Source organism: Rhizobacter sp. OV335 (assembly GCF_900142965.1).
Lineage (GTDB): Bacteria > Pseudomonadota > Gammaproteobacteria > Burkholderiales > Burkholderiaceae_C > Rhizobacter.
Genome location: NZ_FRCQ01000030.1, coordinates 14572 through 31241, shown reverse-complemented (window position 1 = coordinate 31241; position 16670 = coordinate 14572). Strand labels below are relative to the sequence as shown.

Annotated in this window: 13 protein-coding genes; 7 read left to right on the top strand and 6 right to left on the bottom strand. The window is 67.2% G+C overall.

What is annotated here, in order from left to right:
• Positions 1-20 precede the first annotated feature (20 nt).
• The gene (locus tag BUE42_RS25320; RefSeq protein ID WP_073468069.1) at positions 21-734 is read left to right on the top strand and encodes a YebC/PmpR family DNA-binding transcriptional regulator; all 714 of its coding nucleotides are present in this window, start codon (positions 21-23) and stop codon (positions 732-734) included.
• Here BUE42_RS25320 and BUE42_RS25315 read toward each other — a convergent pair whose 3' ends face one another.
• Complete coding sequence (locus BUE42_RS25315; protein WP_073468068.1) at positions 735-3146, bottom strand: TonB-dependent siderophore receptor; 2412 nt, start codon at positions 3144-3146, stop codon at positions 735-737.
• Between the two features lie 282 nt (positions 3147-3428).
• Here BUE42_RS25315 and BUE42_RS32610 point away from each other — a divergent pair, with 282 nt between their 5' ends.
• Positions 3429-5573 (top strand): hypothetical protein, encoded by a 2145-nt coding sequence (locus BUE42_RS32610; protein WP_143171753.1) that lies wholly within the window; start codon positions 3429-3431, stop codon positions 5571-5573.
• A 120-nt stretch (positions 5574-5693) separates the two neighbouring features.
• Here BUE42_RS32610 and BUE42_RS25310 read toward each other — a convergent pair whose 3' ends face one another.
• Genes BUE42_RS25310 through BUE42_RS25295 form a run of 4 tightly spaced genes read right to left on the bottom strand, consistent with a single transcriptional unit; the run spans position 5694 to position 9719 of the window.
• Positions 5694-6725: a FecR family protein gene (locus BUE42_RS25310; protein ID WP_073468116.1), complete on the bottom strand. Its 1032-nt coding sequence runs from the start codon at positions 6723-6725 to the stop codon at positions 5694-5696.
• Positions 6722-7309 carry an RNA polymerase sigma factor gene (locus BUE42_RS25305; protein ID WP_073468067.1) on the bottom strand — a complete coding sequence of 196 codons (588 nt, stop codon included), beginning with the start codon at positions 7307-7309 and terminating at the stop codon, positions 6722-6724. Before BUE42_RS25305 ends, BUE42_RS25310 begins: the two co-directional genes overlap by 4 nt.
• A 20-nt stretch (positions 7310-7329) precedes the next feature.
• Entirely contained in the window at positions 7330-8598 is a 1269-nt protein-coding gene (locus tag BUE42_RS25300; protein WP_073468117.1) for a lysine N(6)-hydroxylase/L-ornithine N(5)-oxygenase family protein, read from the bottom strand.
• A gap of 2 nt (positions 8599-8600) precedes the next feature.
• On the bottom strand, positions 8601-9719 hold the full coding sequence (locus BUE42_RS25295) for a GNAT family N-acetyltransferase (protein WP_073468066.1): 1119 nt from the start codon (positions 9717-9719) through the stop codon (positions 8601-8603).
• Between the two features lie 81 nt (positions 9720-9800).
• Here BUE42_RS25295 and BUE42_RS25290 point away from each other — a divergent pair, with 81 nt between their 5' ends.
• Both BUE42_RS25290 and BUE42_RS25285 read left to right on the top strand, forming a co-directional pair.
• Positions 9801-10634: a formyl transferase gene (locus tag BUE42_RS25290; RefSeq protein WP_073468115.1), complete on the top strand. Its 834-nt coding sequence runs from the start codon at positions 9801-9803 to the stop codon at positions 10632-10634.
• Between the two features lie 25 nt (positions 10635-10659).
• Entirely contained in the window at positions 10660-13023 is a 2364-nt protein-coding gene (locus tag BUE42_RS25285) for a penicillin acylase family protein (RefSeq protein ID WP_073468065.1), read from the top strand.
• Here the strand turns inward: BUE42_RS25285 and fhuF are convergent.
• A complete protein-coding gene (gene fhuF, locus BUE42_RS25280) occupies positions 13020-13751 on the bottom strand; it encodes a siderophore-iron reductase FhuF (RefSeq protein WP_073468064.1) in 732 nt (243 codons plus the stop codon). The two genes, BUE42_RS25285 and fhuF, sit on opposite strands and share 4 nt — an antisense overlap.
• 70 nt (positions 13752-13821) lie before the next feature.
• Here fhuF and BUE42_RS25275 point away from each other — a divergent pair, with 70 nt between their 5' ends.
• Genes BUE42_RS25275 through BUE42_RS25265 form a run of 3 tightly spaced genes read left to right on the top strand, consistent with a single transcriptional unit; the run spans position 13822 to position 16623 of the window.
• Positions 13822-15597 (top strand): cyclic peptide export ABC transporter, encoded by a 1776-nt coding sequence (locus tag BUE42_RS25275; RefSeq protein WP_083614563.1) that lies wholly within the window; start codon positions 13822-13824, stop codon positions 15595-15597.
• 39 nt (positions 15598-15636) lie between these two features.
• Complete coding sequence (locus tag BUE42_RS25270) at positions 15637-15837, top strand: type II toxin-antitoxin system VapB family antitoxin (protein ID WP_073468063.1); 201 nt, start codon at positions 15637-15639, stop codon at positions 15835-15837.
• Between the two features lie 48 nt (positions 15838-15885).
• On the top strand, positions 15886-16623 hold the full coding sequence (locus tag BUE42_RS25265) for a YoaK family protein (RefSeq protein WP_073468062.1): 738 nt from the start codon (positions 15886-15888) through the stop codon (positions 16621-16623).
• Positions 16624-16670 lie beyond the last annotated feature (47 nt).

Here is a 16670-nt window from a genome sequence, read left to right as displayed (position 1 = left end):
ATCGATCAAGGAATGTCGGCATGGGCGCGCAATGGAAGGCATATCACAAGGACCTGGCGTCCAGTGCCAAGAGCAGGCTGTTCGGCAAGCTGGCCAAGGACATCATGGTGGCCGCGCGGCACGGCGCCGACCCGGCCGCGAACTCGCGGCTGCGGCTGGTGGTCGAGCAGGCGCGCAAGGTCTCGATGCCCAAGGACACGCTGGACCGCGCGATCAAGAAGGGCGCGGGGCTGACCGGCGAGGTGGTGCACTTCGAGCACGCGCTCTATGAAGGCTTCGCGCCGCACCGGGTGCCGGTGATGGTGGAGTGCCTGACCGACAACGTGAACCGCGCGGCGTCCGACATGCGGGTGCTGTTCCGCAAGGGCCAGTTGGGCGCCTCGGGCTCGGTGGCCTGGGATTTCGACCACCTGGGGATGATCGAGGCCGAGCCGACGACGCCGGGCGCCGACCCCGAGGTGGCGGCGATCGAGGCCGGCGCGCAAGACTTCGAGCCCGCGGACGAGAACGGCGTCACCATGTTCCTGACCGACCCGGCCGACCTCGACCTCGTCAGCCGCGCGCTGCAGGGCCAGAACTTCACGGTGCTGTCGGCCAAGCTCGGCTACAAGCCGAAGAACCCGATCGACCCGAAGAGCCTGACGGCCGAGCAGCTGGAGGAAGTGGAGAGCTTCCTCACGGCGCTCGATGCCGGCGATGACGTGCAGCACGTCTACGCCGGCCTGGCAGGCTGATCAGAACCTGTACTTCGCCGTCAGCAGCACGTTGCGCTCGGTGCCGCGGAAGTAGCTTCCGTAGGCGTGGCCGCTCAGGTACGCCTTGTCGAACAGGTTGGTGACGTTCAACGCGAAGCGCCACGGGCCGTTGTCGTAGCGCACTGCGGCATCGGCCAGCGTGTAGGCCGGTTGCGATTCGGTGTTCGCCACGTTGTCCCAGCGCTTGCCGATGTAGCGCAAGCCACCGCCGACGCTCACGCCGCGCAGCACCTCTGCACCGAGCGCATAGTCGAGCCAGAGCGCCGCGGTCTGCTTCGGCGTCAGGATCGGCATGTTGCCGACCTCGGTGCTGTCCAGGCTGGACAGCACCTTCATGTCCAGCGCGCTGAACGATCCGGTCAGCCGCAGCCGCGGGCTCAGGGCCGCCCTGGCTTCGAGCTCGATGCCGCGCGAGCGCACCTTGCCGATCGCATGGGCCGCGAACTCCGCGTCGTAGGTCACGACGTTGGTCTTCTCCAGGTTGAACACCGCCGCGGTGAACGACACCGCCTCGCCCTCGGGCATGTACTTGACGCCGAGCTCGACCTGCTTGCCGCGGCTCGGGTCGAGCAGCTTGCCCTCGTCGACCGCCATCACCGGCACGAACGATTCGCCATAGCTCGCATACGGCGCCCAGCCGTTGCCCACCTGGTAGGTGACGCCCAGCCGGCCGCTGGTGGCGTTGTCGGTGCGCTCGGCGACGCCGACCTCGTTCGAATCGGGATTGGGCATCCGGTTCTCGTACCGCGACTTCACGCGGTCCTGGCGCACGCCGGCCGTCAGGCCCCAGTGCGAATCGATGCGCACCTGGTCCTGCGCATACAGCCCGACCTGCTCGAGGATCACCTGCTTGTCGCGCGCCTTGGAGGTCGGCTCGGCGATCGGGATGCCGTAGACCGGATTCGTCAGGTCGAGCGGGGTCGTCATGTCCTGCCAGCGCTGCCACTCGGCACGGCTGCGGTCGATGTCGAGGCCGAACAGCAGCGTGTGCGAGACGCCGCCGCCATCGACCTTGCCCTGCACCGAGGTGTCGATGCTGTTCTCGTCGACCGCTTCCACGTCGTGCCGTGCCTGGCGATCCAGCAGGTTGGGGGCGGTGGGGTCGAGGAAGAACGACTGGATGTGGTGCTTGTCGGAAGTGCGGTGCGCGTAGCGCGCGTTCTGCTGCAGTTTCCAGCCGCTGTCGAAGCGGTGCGCGAACTGCCAGCCGATCGCGTCGGAGCCGGTCTCGATGCGGCTGTAGCTCGGGTCGCCCTCCTTGAGGGGGGTCGGGTGCCCGTCGAAGTCGCTGACGAACTGCACATCGTCGGAGCCGTCATCGCGCAGCACCTCGGCCTGCAGCGTCAGCGAGGTCTGCGGCGTCGGCTGCCACTTCAGCGAGGGCGCGAGGTACTGGCGCTTCTGCGTCATGCGCTCGCCGTTCGGGTACTGGTCCTGCGTGCCGGTGTCCAGCCCCAGGCCGACCACGCGCCAGCGCCACTGGCCTTCGGCGTCGATCGCGCCGCCCAGGTCGGCCATCACCTGCTTGCGGTCGTAGCGGCCGGTCTGCACGCCGATCTCGCGCACCGCATCCGGCCCCGGCACCTTGCTGACGCGGTTGACGACTCCGCCGACGTCGCCCTTGCCGAACAGCACCGATGACGGGCCGCGCAGCACCTCCAGCCGATCGAGCCCGTAGACCTCGGTCTGCACGCCGAGGAAGGTGATGCCGACGTTCTGCGCGAGGCCGTCGCGGAAGCTGCTGGTGTACCAGCCGTCGAAGCCGCGCAGCAGCACCCAGTCGAGCCCGCGCGAATCGAAGCCGTAGGGGTTCACGGTGACGCCGGGGGTCTGCGCGAGTGCATCGGTCAGCGTCGTCAGGCCCTTGTCGTCGATCTCCTGGCTGCCGATGACCGAGATCGACTGCGGCACCTCGACCAGCGGCGTGTCGGTTTTGGTGCCAACGCTCGCGCGATGCGCAACGTAGCCGCCGGCATCGGCATCGGCGCGGGCGCGCACGGTGAGGGCGGGCAGCGTGGTCTCGGCGGCTGCCGCGCCGGCCGAGGCCTGGCGGATCGCGAAGCCGCCGTGCGGCGCGCGGGCGGCTTCGAGCCCGCTGCCGGCCAGCATCTGCTGCAGCGCCTGCGCGGCACTCAGCCGGCCGGACACCACGCGCGAGGTCTTGCCGGCCGCGGCTTCACCGGCCGCGAGGATCGGCACGCCGGTCTGGCGCGACAGCTCGTTCAGCGCGGCATCCAGCGGCTGGGCCGGGACCTGCAGGTCGAACTCGGCTTCGTCGCGGTTCGGGGCCTGCACGGCGGCCTGGGCGAGCGCGTGGGGCAGTGCGAAGGGGCCGCTGAAGGCGGCAGCCAACGCGACGACAAGCAGGCGTTGGCGGGGGAGGGAACGCATGGGGTACTCCAGAGGTGTGTTGTGTTGAACGACGAGCCGCTGGCATGGGGCCGCTGAACGGGCCTGGGTGCTGGCTTGCAAGCTCTCCGACTACTTAGACGGATGAGTGCGGGGAAGTGGGACACCAGCGCCCGCGTGACGGAGAGGGACACGGGTGTACTTGGCGCGGAACCAGTGATGACGGCGAGCCCACTCAGTGAGTTCGCCGCAGTCGCGGGTGTTCAAACAGAATTTGAATGACGTGACTCAATTTCAATCAATTCGATGCGCATGAGGTTTAGTATGATCAGCAACGCAAAAAACAAAATCAACAAACTAAAAAAAATGGTCTCGCCCAGACGGAGCGACAAGCGCTCCAAATCGAAGTACAAGAATAATGCGGAGTCTACGGTCGAGAACGCATTGAGCCAGCCTTCTTCCAGATCCCCCGATCAATCGGCTGAAAGTCCTAAGCGGCGTGATTCATTGGCTGTAGGAAATATAGAATCTCCCAGGCGAATTGATGATTGCAACCTTGATACTCTCTTCGCGGAATTTAAGAATGAACATGAAACCCTGGACTATTCAGACTTGCTGAAGTCGTTTCCGTGGATTGTCCGTCTGGACTATCCAGATGTTTCTCCGGACGTATTGTCAGCATTCATGAACGATAAAAATAAAATTTGGGGAGGTATGATGGGAGTGGTTCCTAAGAAAGACAAGGGGCACTACTCCCTAAAGGGCTGTGAGATGCTAAACAGGGTCGGTCGACATCGGTTCTACGAGAAGTTCAACGAAATAGCCAGAAGTCGGCCGAATTTCGATGCTTCTGGAAGGCTGGAGGTAAACTCCAAAACCAATAAAATCATCCAATCATTCATCACGTCTGTCGCGAATGAAATCCGCACTCTGGGCTTTAGAACACGATGGAAGGGTGCCGACGATGCTTGCACTGCGATCCAGAATTTTGATATGGCAGCCAACCGGCACCAGCAATTTGGTGCTAAAGACTGGTCCGATCTTTGCCATGCCATCGAGAAACTCGGTGAATTCCAGCAATGGAATAACAGGGCTGGATCTCCAGAAAATCGAGATCTCAAGAGCCCGCGGAAGATTCCCCAGGGTATCAAGACAATGACCGTTTCGCCCAGAAAGGTCACCGAGAAGAAGCCGTCAGCGGCGTTTTGCCGAGATTTCGTCTCGTTGATCAATGCGCACGACGCCGAAAGTGCGAAAACAGGGGAGACTTATGTCCCTGGTGACGGCGCGCGACCTTACCTGATCAAGTTCGTTCTTGACGAGCTTGCAAGAAATAAAGGCCGGGCAGGCTTTTCCCCGAAAGAAGAGGCCGCGTTCCGGGAATTGACTGGTGCCGTTCAAGATGATTCCAAGAATTTCGATCAGTGTTGGATGAAATTCAGAGGAATCATGGAGTCTAATTCTGCGATTCAGCGTTACAGAACAAAGAATGAAGTTGTCACCACCTCCAAGCCGACAAAGCTTGCCGGGGCGTCATTCGCTCCTACTCTGAATGATCAGGAGAAGAAGGTGCTGAATGCAATCACTGAAACTAAATCATCGAAATCCTCATTCGATGAACAGAGTGAGGTTGCATTGATGCCCCCGTGGAATAAGCCTTGGTCGCCGCAATTTGAGTACGTGGATGACCTTTCGAATTCTGTTCAGTCCACAGAGCTTTCGGATGATTTCCGTGGCGAGCTTGTCAAGATGTTCCAGGCGCATGATAGCCTTCGTGGAGCAAATGGAGATCCATATATTCCAGGGCCGAACGGGTTGCGGTTTGTCAGGGAGATGGTAGACAAAGAGCGAAGCGGAAATTCCAGTCTGAAAGGTTGGCATGGAAAGGAGAGGAATGCCTTTGAAGACGTGGAAGCATCTTTGAAAAAGAGTCCCTTCAACTCCGACTTGTGGGATCAAACCTGGCTTCGTTTCAGAGCAGTCATGGAGAAGCATCTCACCATAGAGCAACTGAGGGAGGGTTCTTCGGAAAGTTCGAAGTCTTCCACTAAATCATCGAAATCCTCATCCGATGAACAGAATGAGGGCGCATTGCCCACGTGGACTAAGCCTTGGTCGCCGCAATTTGAGTACGTGGATGACCTTTTGCAGTCTGTTCAGTCCACAAGGCTTTCGGATGATTTCCGTGGCGAGCTTGTCAAGATGTTCCGGATGCATGATGGCCTTCCTGGAGCAAATGGAGGTCAATATATTCCAGGGCCGAACGGGTTGCGGTTTGTCAGGGAGATGATAGAAAAAGAGCGAAGCAGAAATTCCAGTTTGAAAGGTTGGCATGGAAAGGAGAAGAATGCCTTTGAAGATGTGGAAGCATCTTTGAAAAGGAGTCCCCAGGAATTCAACTTCAAGTTGTGGGATCAAGCCTGGCTTCGTTTCAGGGCAGTCATGGAGAAGCACGTCGACATCAAGTGATGGGTTCTACCCGGCATTCGATCAGCTCGTCGGCCGTCAAGTCGCCACTCGTCAGGCTATCCCGGCCTGACTCGCGTCAACCGGCCTCCGCGAAAGTCGTGACGATTCTGAGAGAGGTCGTCAGCGGGTCGCGATTTCAGCGGAGCCATCGGCGCGCATGCGCACTGTGACCGGCAGCACCTGCGGCAACACCGCCAGCAACCCGGCCGCATCCCGCACCGGGAAGCGGCCGGTCAGCCGCATCGCGTCCACGCGTGAATCGGTGCTGATGATCGGCGCGCTGCGGTAGGCGTTGACGCTGGCCAGCGCCTCGCGCAGCGGGGTGTCCTGGAACGTCACCCAGCCGTCGCGCCAGTCGGCGAGTGAGGCGGCGTCGCCGGCGCGCGGGGGCTGTGCGATACCGTTGCGGATGTCGAGCAATTCCCCAGCGGCCAGGATGATCGGCGGCCCGTAGCGATGCGGGCCGCCGTTCGTCGTGGCATCCATCGCGTCATTGGCGGCCCCCTCGCGCAGCGCCACCTGCACCCGCCCGTGTTCAACGCCCACCGTCAGCGCACCACCGCGGTCGCGCAGGCTGAACACCGTCCCCAGCACCTCGATGCGCGCGTCGCGCGTCAGCACCTGGAACGGCCGCGCGGCGTCGTGCGCCACGTCGCAGCGCAGTTCGCCACCTTCGAGCCGCACGATGCGCCGCTGCCGGTGCAGCCGCACGCCGATCGCACTGTCGGCGCCGAGCGCCAGCTGCGTGCCCGGCCGGGCATCGGGCAGGCTGACGTTGAGCAGCTGCAGCGGCTGCGTGCGGTACGCCGCCGTGAACACCGGCGCCTGCCAGTACTGCCAACCCAGCCGGCCCGCGAGCGCCGCGCCGCCGAGCATCGCCGCCGCCGACAGCAGCAGGTTGCGCCGTCCCGTGGACTCGCTCGTGGCAACCGGTTCGTCGAAATGCTCGCGCAGCTCCTCGGACATGCCGCCCAGCATCTGCCAGCGCCGTCGCGCTTCGTCGGCCGCGGCCGCGTGATCGGGCGATTCGCCGATCCACTGCCGAAGCCGAGCCAGCGCCCGGCCGGCCGCCGGCTCGGGCTCGACCTCGCTCTTCACGACCAAGTCGAGCGCATGTTCGATCAGCTTCTCGGCGGGCGCGGCGCGGCTCACGCCCAATCCTCGGCCAAGGTCGCCCGAAAGCTGCTGCGCGGCGACACCGCCGGCGCCTCGATCAACGCCGCCTGCATCTCGGCGAATACTCGCGAGCAATCGAGCGCCGCGCGCACCAGGTGCTTGGCCACCGCCGCCTCGCTGAGCGCGAGCCGCGCGGAGATCTCGGTGCGCGTGAAACCATAGGCGCGGAACAGCAGGAACACCTCGCGGCGCAACGGCGGCAGCGATTCGAGCACGCCGATCACGCGCCGCAGCACCTGGCGCTGCGCATGCACGTATTCGCACGACGGGGCCGCCGATTGCAGGCTGAACCCGGACTGCTGCGCGGCCCAGTTCTGCACGACCTGCCGGTGCCGCGCCTCATCGATGCACAGGTTGCGCGCGACGCGGAACAGCAGCGCGCGCGGCGACGCGATGGCCGCCTGCGCCCCATCGCCCGGACCCGCCAGCGCCTGCGCATAGACCCGCTCGAAGCTCGACTGCGCGATGTCGGCCGCGTGCTGCGGATCCCGAAGCTCGCGCGTCAGCTGCCGCCGCAGGTCTGCACAGTGGGCCACCAGTTCCTGGATCAGCTCGCGCATGCGTTGGAAGAGCGCTCCGTTCAATGAGAATTGTTCGCATTGAGTGTAGCAAGGTTCATCGCGATCTCGTTCGATCGCACGGCCGTGATCGACAGCAGCGTGTCGCTCAGCCCGTGGGTGGTCTCGCAGGCGCCCTGCAGGAACACCGCCGGGCGGAACTCGCGCGGCGCGATCACGCGGTAGTCGCGGTCGACCTTCAGCTGCCCGAGCCACGGCGCCAGGCCGCCGAGCAGCGCATGGTGCTGCTCGCGCGCATAGCCGGTGGCCAGCACCACCGCGTCGTAGCGCTGGCTGCTCTCGCGCGAGGCGTTGACGTCCAGCAGGTTCAGGTGGATGCCGTCGGGCGCGGCCCGCACGCTCTGGATCTCGTGCCGCCGCAGGAAGCGGTGCCGCTCGTCGCCGCTGACGCGCTGCTCGTAGAACACCGCGAACATCTGGCGGATCAGGTCGAGGTCGGCGCAGGCGTAGTTGGTGTGGCGGAACTCCGCCAGCATCTCGGCCCGCTGCGCCTCGGGCTGCGCATACACCTGGTCGACGAAGCCGGCATTGAAGATCTCGTTGACGAACGGGCTGTCGTCGGCCGGGCGGATCGCGCGGGCCCGCATCACCAGGTCGACCTGTGGCGCGTTCGGCCGGCCGTGCAGGTCCATGAACAGCTCGGCCGCGCTCTGGCCGGCGCCGACGATCGCGATGCGCTTCGCATCGGCATGCCGCGCGACGCCCGCCAGGTAGCCGCTGGAGTGCATCACCCGCGCATCGCCCTTCAGCGCGCGGAAGGCCTCGGGAATGCTGGCCGTGCCGCCGATGCTCACCACCAGGTGGCGCGTCAGCCGCTCGTGCCACTGCCCGGCGGTGTCGCGCGAGCGCACCCGCAGCAGCTGCACCTCGCGGCCCTGCGCCTGCGGCAGCACCTCGACCACCTCCTCGCCGTAGACGCAGCTGTCGTCGAACTGCGCCGCGGCCCAGCCGAGGTAGTCGTTGAACTCGCGGCGGCTCGGGTAGAAGGTCTTCAGGTTGATGAAATCCTGCAGCCGGCCCTGCTGGTGCAGGTAGTTCACGAAGGTGAAGCGGCTGGTCGGGTTGCGCAGCGTCGCCAGGTCCTTCAGGAAGGAGATCTGCATGTGGGCATGCGACAGCAGCATGTCCGGATGCCACGCGAAGCCGGGCTGGCGTTCGATGAACAGCGCATCCACCAGGGGCCGGCCGGCGCGCCGCTGCTCGTCGAGCGCGACGGCCAGCGCCAGGTTCGACGGCCCGAAGCCGATGCCGATGAGGTCGTGCACGCGCATGCTCATGTCCTTGCCTGCAGGGTGGAAGTGGGGGCGTCGTCCTCGCGCGGCCACCACAGCGTGTCGGCGAAGAAGCGCTCGCGCAGCAGCGTCACCAGCATCGCGCGCTTGTGCGGAAAGTCGAACTCCTTCACCTTCGCGTAGCCGGAGCGGTCGAGGTTGCGCAGCTGCTGGCGGTGGTCGGCACGCGGCTCGCCGACGATGCGCCGCGTGCGCGGATCGGCAAGGAACAGGTAGTGCGAGATGGAGGTGAGCCAGGCGGTCGCGAAGGCCTTGCCGCGAAAGCCCGGCTCTCCGATCAGCACGTGCCAACCGCGGTCGTGGTCGTCGGCCTCGCAGAACGGCGCGATGCGGTTCTCCTTCGCCCAGTAGGCCTCGAAGTAGCCGAAGGGCTCGCCGTCCAGGCACGCGATCATCGACTGCATGTGCGGGTCGGCGGCGATCGCATCCAGGTAGCCGCGGTGCTTGGCGAGGTCGCCGTCTTCCTGCCAGACCTGCGCCACGTCGGGGTCGTTCATCCAGCGGTGGAAGCGCGGCAGGTCGCTGTCGATGTCGAGGCTGCGAAACGAGAAGGTCTGGTCCAGCCACGGGATGTGGCGCTGGTACAGCGTGCCGCTGCGCTTGGCGGCGCGCAGCGGGTGGCGGAATTTCTCGGTCAGCGTGTAGCGCAGCGGGATCGGCGAGGGCACCTGCGGCAACCACATCGGCGCGTGCTGGAAGAACATCTCGCGGTGCACGCGCTGCAGTCCTCCGGGTGCCGGCAGCGCGAGGCCGTGCTCGGCGAGGTTCAGTGCCGATGCGAACGGCGGCACCAGCGTCAGCGTCGGCGTGCCGGGCTCGAAGGTGAAGGCCGCCTCGATGATCGCCAACTGGTGCGCCGGCGATGGCTCGCCCGAGCAAGGGCCGAGCCACTGCAGCGCGGATTCGCCGCCATCGTGCTTCCACTGCCAGCGGCCGATGCGGTCGCGGGGCGCTTCGCCCGCGCGCGGCGGATGCAAGTCGCTGACCACCAGCCGGTCGCCATCGCGCTGCACCTGCAGCGCCTGGCCGGACGGATGGCTGACGCAGCGCGGGGCTGCCGGGTCGGGAGAGGGTCGTGTGCTGGGTGTGCCGCGGTTCATGCCTCCATGACGAGCGGTCGGCGGCTTTGTTCAGCGGCCTTCGTTGCTGAACAGCAAGCCGCGTGCTTCGTCATGTCGCACATGGAACCGTCAAAACGACAGGCAAGAATTGTCTACATTGCGTCGCTGCGCAACGCGGCGGCCGACCGCGCCGGGCAGCCGGTCGCGTACAAGGGTGCGACGCGCTACATGAAGTCGCCGCTCGAATTCCTCGTCGAGACGCTGAACGGCAGCGCGCTCGGCGACGCGTACTCGCTGCAGGCGGTGATCTTCGACGACGACGAGGGCAACCCGCGCGACCGCGAGCAGCTGAAGGACTACGGCTTCTCGCCGCACCCAAGCCGCTGCTGGCCGTTTCCGCCGGCGCTGCAGGTGCAGGGCAGGCCGGTGGTCGAGCTGATGGAATCGGTGCCGTCGACCTACCGCCGGCTGCCGCTCGACGCGGCCGAGCGGCCGGCCGGCAAGCGCGACTTCGAGACCCGGCTGCTGGCGCGCCTGCTCGCGCTGCAGGCCGACGTGGTCGTGCTCGACGGGCTGCTGATCATCCTCGACGAGCTGGTGCGGCCAGGGTCGCCGTTCCACCGGCGCATCGTCAACATCCACCCCGGCATCACGCGCGACGGCTCGCCGCACCAGCGGCGGGGCGCGTGGGCCACGCTCGATGCGCTGCACGGCGCACGCGGCGAGCGCGTCGACTGGCGCACGATGGCGCGCACGCCGGTCGCGCCGGTGCGGCAGACCGGCGCGTCGTTCCACTACGTCGACAACGGCATCGATTCGGGCGAGGTGATCGTCGACGTGCTCGCCACCGACATCGACCCGGCCGACACCATCCTCGAGCTGCGCTGGAACAACTTCCAGAACAGCCTGTTCCCGGCGCTGCAGCAGGGGCTGGCGGCGCTGGCGGCGCGATGAACCCTTTTTCTGATCGGACCTTCCCATGCATGCTTCGCTACGTGTCGCGCTGATTGGCGCGCTGGTCCTGCTGTTCACCGGTGCGCACGCGCGCCCACCGGTGCTCGCGGGCGTCGAGATCCGCCGCACCGCCGACGACATCCCGCACCTGCGCGCCGCGAATTGGCGCGGCCTGGGCACCGGCATCGGCTACGTGCAGGCGCAGGACGCGCTGTGCACGCTGGCCGAAGGCTTCGTCACCTGGCGCGGCGAGCGGTCGCTGTTCTTCGGGGGCGATGCGCGGCCGGCGCACCGTTCCACGTTCGGCCAGCCTCTGAACCTGGAGCTCGATGTCTTCTTCCGCGGTTTCGCCGACGACGCGATGCTGGCGCGCGCCCGCGCCGCGCAACCGCGCGACCTGCTGGACGCCGCTGACGGCTTCGCGCTTGGCTACAACCGCTACCTGGCTGAGGCGCGCCGCGGCGGCGGCGCAGCGGTGCGCCAGGCGTGCCTGCACGAGCCGTGGGTGCGCGAGATCAACGGCGACGACATCCTGCGGCGCTTCTATGCGGCGCAGGTCGCGGCCGGCTGGTCGCGCTTCATCCCGGAGATCGTCAACGCGCGGCCCGCTGCCCCCACCGCAGCCGTCGGCGACACGACTCCGTGGCCGCGTCAGCAGGTCGGCGACCACCCGGCGCTCGGCAGCAACATGCTGGCGTTCGGCCGCGCGGCGACCGGCGAGGCGGGCGGCGTGCTGTTCGGCAATCCGCACTGGTACTGGGGCGGGCCCGACCGCTTCTACCAGATGCACCTGACGATCCCCGGCCGCGTCGACGTGGCCGGCGTCGCCTTCCTCGGCGTGCCGCTGGTGATGATCGGCTTCAACGACCGCATCGCGTGGAGTCACACGGTGTCGGCGGCGCGGCGCTTCGGGCTGTTCGACCTGTCGCTCGATCCGGCCGATCCCACGCGCTACCTCGTCGACGGCCGCAGCGAGCCGATGCAGCGGCGCGAGGTGACGGTGGACACCCGCGCTGCCGACGGCAGCGTGCAGCGCGTGACGCGCACGCTGTACGGCAGCCGGTTCGGCCCGATCGTCGACCTCGGCCGGCGCGCCCCGCCGTTCGGCTGGGGCAGGGCGCATGCCATCGCGATGCGCGACGTGAACGGCGAGAACTTCCGCGTGTTCCGCACCTTCCTGGCCTGGAACCAGGCGCATTCGCTGGACGACTTCATCGCGATCCAGAAGCGCGAGGCCGGCATGCCGTGGGTCAACACCGCGGCCATCGGGCGGGGCGACGGCCGGGCCTGGCTCGGCGATGTCGGCGCGGTGCCGAACGTGCCCGATGAACTGCGCGCCGCCTGCAGCACGCCGCTTGCGCAGGGCTTTGCCGGCGTCGATCCGGTGACGCCATTTCTCGACGGCAGCCGCGCCGCCTGCGACTGGCGCAGCGATGCGGCAGCGATGCAGCCCGGCACGATGCCGGTGTCGAAGATGCCGGGGCTGCTGCGCGAGGACTACGTCGCGAACATGAACGACAGCTACTGGCTCTCGAACCCGCGGCAGCCGCTGGAGGGCTTCGCGACGGTGCTGGGCGGCGAGCGGCAGGCGTTGTCGCTGCGTGGTCGGCTGGGGCACCGCATCGCGCACGGTCTGTCGGGCCAGCCGGAGTCGGCCGAGGCGCTGAGCCGGCGCGTGCGTGATGCGGTGCTGCTGCCGCGCCCGCTGTCGGCCGAGCTGTTCAAGGACGAGCTGCTGTCGGCGGTGTGCGCGCAGCCGCGGGTGCTGCTGGCGGGGCGCGAGGTCGACGTCGGCCCGGCCTGCGAGGTGCTGGCGCGCTGGCCGAACCGTGCCGATGCCGAGGCGCGCGGCGCGCTGCTGTGGGACGCGTTCTGGACCCGGCTCGACGAGTTGCCGCCGGGCGAGTTCTTCGGCGTGCCGTTCGCGGCCGATGCGCCGCTGGCCACGCCGCGCGCGCCGAAGGCCGGCGACCCGCGTGTTGCGCAGGCGCTGGCTGACACCGTCGTGGCGTTCGGCGAGCGCGGCTGGGCGCTCGATGCGCCGCTGGGCAGCCGGCGTTTCGTGCAGAGCGGCGGGGAGCGCCTCGCGTTGTCGGGCGGCTGCCATGTCGTCGGGTACTTCAACGTGGCCTGCGACGGCGACGACACGCACCCGATCGGCCCCGATGCGGTGGCCGACACGTATCTGCAGGTGGTGCACTTCGGCCCGCAGGGTGTGGTGGCGCACACGCTGCTGGCGCACGGCGAAGGCGAGTCGGCAATCACGGCTGGCAGCGGCCCGGCCGATGCGTCGGTCGCGCGCTACGCGCGGCACGACTGGCTGCGCTTCCCGTTCCACGAGGACGAGATCGCGCGTGATCCGAAGCTCAGGACGACGAGATTGCGCTAGCGGGCTGGCAACAGCGGGCAGGCGCTGCAGTAGTCCTCGCCGGGCAGGAGATAGAACAGGCAGCACTGCCGATGCAACGGAATCGTCCGCGATGCCTCGGGGTGTGGGCGCTGCCGCGGCAGCAGCGGATTGGGTCGGCCGTCGTGCCACAGCGGCAGGCCGAGCAGCGTGTCGCGGTCGAGCGCGATGTGCGGCGCGTGCCCGGTCAGCGCCAGCCCCTGCTCGAACAGCCCGTCGAGCCGGCGCGCCAGGTTGCCCCACAGGATCTTCGAGGAGATCCGCGAGCACCGCGCAAGTTGCGCGAACAGCGGCGCCAGGTGCAGGTCGATCAACGGCGCCAGGCGTTCGCCGCAGCTGGCACCGGGCCGTGCCGTGCCGCCATGCCCGATGTGGAAGCTTCGCGGCACCGCATCGTCATCACCCATCACGACCTGCATCTCGTGCGGTGCGGTCGGGAACACATGCCGCAGCACGCTGCCGGCTGCGACCACCGGCGGCAGCAGCGCATCGAGGTACGCGAAGCACCAGCTCGACGCGGCGGCACGCAGATCGCTCCCGGTCACGCCGCGGTGATGGGCGTGGCGGCGCAGCAGCCCCTCCAGCAAGGCCGGCTCGTCGATCAGCCGCCGCACCGGCACGGCATCGGCCGGCGGTTCTGCAGCGCACACCAGCGCCTCGCCGAGCGGCGCCCAGGCGCCCTGGAAAAGAGGTTCAAGCAACGGGATCACGAGTCAGCAGACGAACCATGGCGGGCGATATTCAGCTGAACGAGGGGGCACGCGGTTCGTCATGCAAGGCATGAGCCATCCCGTCCCGACCCCACCCGTCCCGCCCGCCGTCGACCGCCCGTTCGCGGAAGTCGCCCGCCTGCTGCGGCCCTTCCTGCCGTGGCTGCTGCTCTCGGTCGTCACCGGCATCGCGGCCGGCGCGGCCACCGTCGCGCTGCTGGGCACGATCAACCAGGTGCTGAACCGCAGCGGCGGCATGGCCGGCGGGCTGCTGCTGACCTTCGTGTCGCTGTGTGCGGTGGCGCTGGTCGGCCGCGTCACCTCCGACATGTCGACCAACCGCGTCGGCCAGCGCCTGGTGGCGCAGGTGCGCAAGTCGCTCGCGCAGAAGATTCTGTCGGCGCCGATCGATGCGCTGGAGCGTTACCGCACGCACCGCCTGATGCCGGTGCTGACGCAGGACGTCGACATGATCAGCGACGCCGGCTTCGTGCTCGCGTCCACCGTGATCGCGCTGTCGATCGCGCTCGGTTGCCTGGGCTACCTCGCGTGGCTGTCGCTGCCGATGTTCGGGCTGCTGGTGATCGCGCTGGTGCTGGGCGCCGCGGTGCAGGCGGTGGTGCTGACGCGCGCCGAGGCCGGCTTCTGGCGCGCGCGCGACGGCGAGGAGCAGCTGCACAAGGCCTACCGCGGCATCAGCGAAGGCGCGAAGGAGCTGCGCATGCACCGCGGGCGGCGGGCGCGGATGATGTCCGGGCAGATCGAGCAGACGGTCGACGGCATCCGCGCGGTCAACCAGCGCGCGATCAACACCTACGTGATCGGCAGCGCGTTCGGCTCGGCGCTGTTCTTCTTGCTGATCGCGGTGATCCTCGGCTGGGCGGCGGCGAGCACGGTGGCGCCGGCGGTGCTGAGCGGCTTCGTGCTGGTGCTGCTGTTCCTGAAGGGGCCGATCGACCAGCTGGTCGGCGTGCTGCCGAACGTCGGCCGCGCGAAGGTGGCGTTCCAGCGCATCGGCGACCTGTCGTTGCGCTTCGCGACGCCCGAGCCGCACCTGCACCTGGACCGGCCGGCCGGCGAGCGCGCATTCGCCGAGGCCATCGAGCTGCGCGGCGTGCGCTATGCGTTCGACGCGCCCGAGGGCGGCGGCGAGCCCTTCGTCCTCGGCCCGATCGACCTGGTGCTGCGGCGCGGCGAGCTGGTCTTCATCGTCGGCGACAACGGCTCGGGCAAGACGACGCTGATCAAGCTGCTGCTCGGGCTGTATGCGCCGCAGCAGGGCGAGCTGCGGCTGGACGGCAGCCCGGTGACCGATGCGACGCGCGACGACTATCGGCAGCTGTTCACGACGGTGTTCTCCGACTTCTACCTGTTCCAGGACCTGCTGGCCGGCGAGGGCGGGGCGCCGCAGCCGCTGCCGGAAGCGGCGCGGCCCTACCTGGAGCGGTTGGAGATCGCGCACAAGGTGTCGGTGCGCGACGGCGCGTTCACCACCACCGACCTGTCGACCGGCCAGCGCAAGCGGCTGGCGCTGGTGCACGCCTGGCTCGAAGGCCGGCCGGTGCTGGTGTTCGACGAATGGGCGGCCGACCAGGACCCGGCCTTCCGCCACTTGTTCTACACCGAGCTGCTGCCCGAGCTGCGCGCGAAGGGCCACCTGGTGGTGGTGATCTCGCACGACGACCGGTATTTCCATGTGGCGGATCGGGTGGTGCGGATGGAGAAGGGCACCGTTCGCCCTGAGCCTGTCGAAGGGTTGGAGCCGGAGCGCGCCGAGGTTGGCCATGCACCGCGAGCAGGGCTTCGACAAGCTCAGCCCGAACGGGGTGAGTACGAACGGGGATGAGTACAGTGAGCGTTCCACTCTGTCCGAATCGAGACAAGCATGCTGACCACCATCAACATCGATGACGACCTGCTGGCCAAGGCCACCAGGCTCACCGGGTCACGGGACGCATCGGCCACGGTGCGCGAAGGATTGAAAGCGCTCATCGAACGCGAGAGCGCCAAGTGCCTCGCGCGACTCGGCGGCACCCAGCCGAACTTGAAAGTCGCGCCCCGCCGACGCGGCGGCGACGGCACTTGATCAGAGGTAAAAGTTGACTTTGCCGAGGATTCAGGCGACATCGTGCACATGCGCCGACTTCAGTTCATCACCTACCGTCACCGCTCGCACTCGACGAACCGGACCCTCGGGCTGCTGCTGGCCTTCAATGCGGGCGCCGTGAACGCCGGGGGCTTCCTGGTCCTGCACACCTACACCTCGCACATGACCGGCTTCGCGTCGCAGCTTGCCGATGGCGCCGTGCTCGGCAACGGCATGCTGTTCCTGAACGCCCTCGGCGCGATCCTCGCGTTCATCCTGGGAGCGGCCGTCTGCGCGGTGCTCGTCAACTGGGCACGTCAGAGACGGCTGCGCAGCATCTATGCACCACCGCTGCTGCTCGAGGCGGCCCTGATGTTTCCCTTCGGCCTGATGGGTGCCATCACCCTGACCTGGACGACGCCGTTTGCCGTGCCGCTGACGGTGCTGTTGCTGTCCTTCATCATGGGCTTGCAGAACGCCGTGGGCTCCAAGACCTCGGGCGGCAGCATCCGCACCACCCACATGACCGGCAACATCACGGATTTCGGGATGGAACTGGGCAAGCTGGCGTACTGGAACGCGCGCAACACGCCTGCGACCGCCATGGTTCGGCATGAACAGGCGCGAATGCAACGCTCGGCCGGCCTCATCCTGATGTTTCTGGTGGGCGGCGCGGCGGGCGCGCTGGGCTTCAAGCACGTGGGCTTCATCTGCGTGGTGCCGCTGGCGTTGCTGCTCCTTGCGCTGTCGGTTCCACCGCTCGTGCGCGAATTGTCGCCAGGCTGATTTCCTGCCAAGGTGGAGTTTTCCTACAGGGTCATCCGCGCTTCGCC

Bases quoted from the DNA above. Each gene is read 5' to 3' on its own strand.
- BUE42_RS25315 (WP_073468068.1), bottom strand. From the start codon at position 3,146: ATGCGTTCCCTCCCCCGCCAACGCCTGCTTGTCGTCGCGTTGGCTGCC.
- BUE42_RS25300 (WP_073468117.1), bottom strand. From the start codon at position 8,598: ATGCGCGTGCACGACCTCATCGGCATCGGCTTCGGGCCGTCGAACCTG.
- BUE42_RS25265 (WP_073468062.1), top strand. From the start codon at position 15,886: ATGCGCCGACTTCAGTTCATCACCTACCGTCACCGCTCGCACTCGACG.
- BUE42_RS25270 (WP_073468063.1), top strand. From the start codon at position 15,637: ATGCTGACCACCATCAACATCGATGACGACCTGCTGGCCAAGGCCACC.
- BUE42_RS25290 (WP_073468115.1), top strand. From the start codon at position 9,801: ATGGAACCGTCAAAACGACAGGCAAGAATTGTCTACATTGCGTCGCTG.
- BUE42_RS32610 (WP_143171753.1), top strand. From the start codon at position 3,429: ATGATCAGCAACGCAAAAAACAAAATCAACAAACTAAAAAAAATGGTC.
- BUE42_RS25275 (WP_083614563.1), top strand. From the start codon at position 13,822: ATGAGCCATCCCGTCCCGACCCCACCCGTCCCGCCCGCCGTCGACCGC.
- BUE42_RS25305 (WP_073468067.1), bottom strand. From the start codon at position 7,309: ATGCGCGAGCTGATCCAGGAACTGGTGGCCCACTGTGCAGACCTGCGG.
- BUE42_RS25320 (WP_073468069.1), top strand. From the start codon at position 21: ATGGGCGCGCAATGGAAGGCATATCACAAGGACCTGGCGTCCAGTGCC.
- BUE42_RS25285 (WP_073468065.1), top strand. From the start codon at position 10,660: ATGCATGCTTCGCTACGTGTCGCGCTGATTGGCGCGCTGGTCCTGCTG.
- BUE42_RS25295 (WP_073468066.1), bottom strand. From the start codon at position 9,719: ATGAACCGCGGCACACCCAGCACACGACCCTCTCCCGACCCGGCAGCC.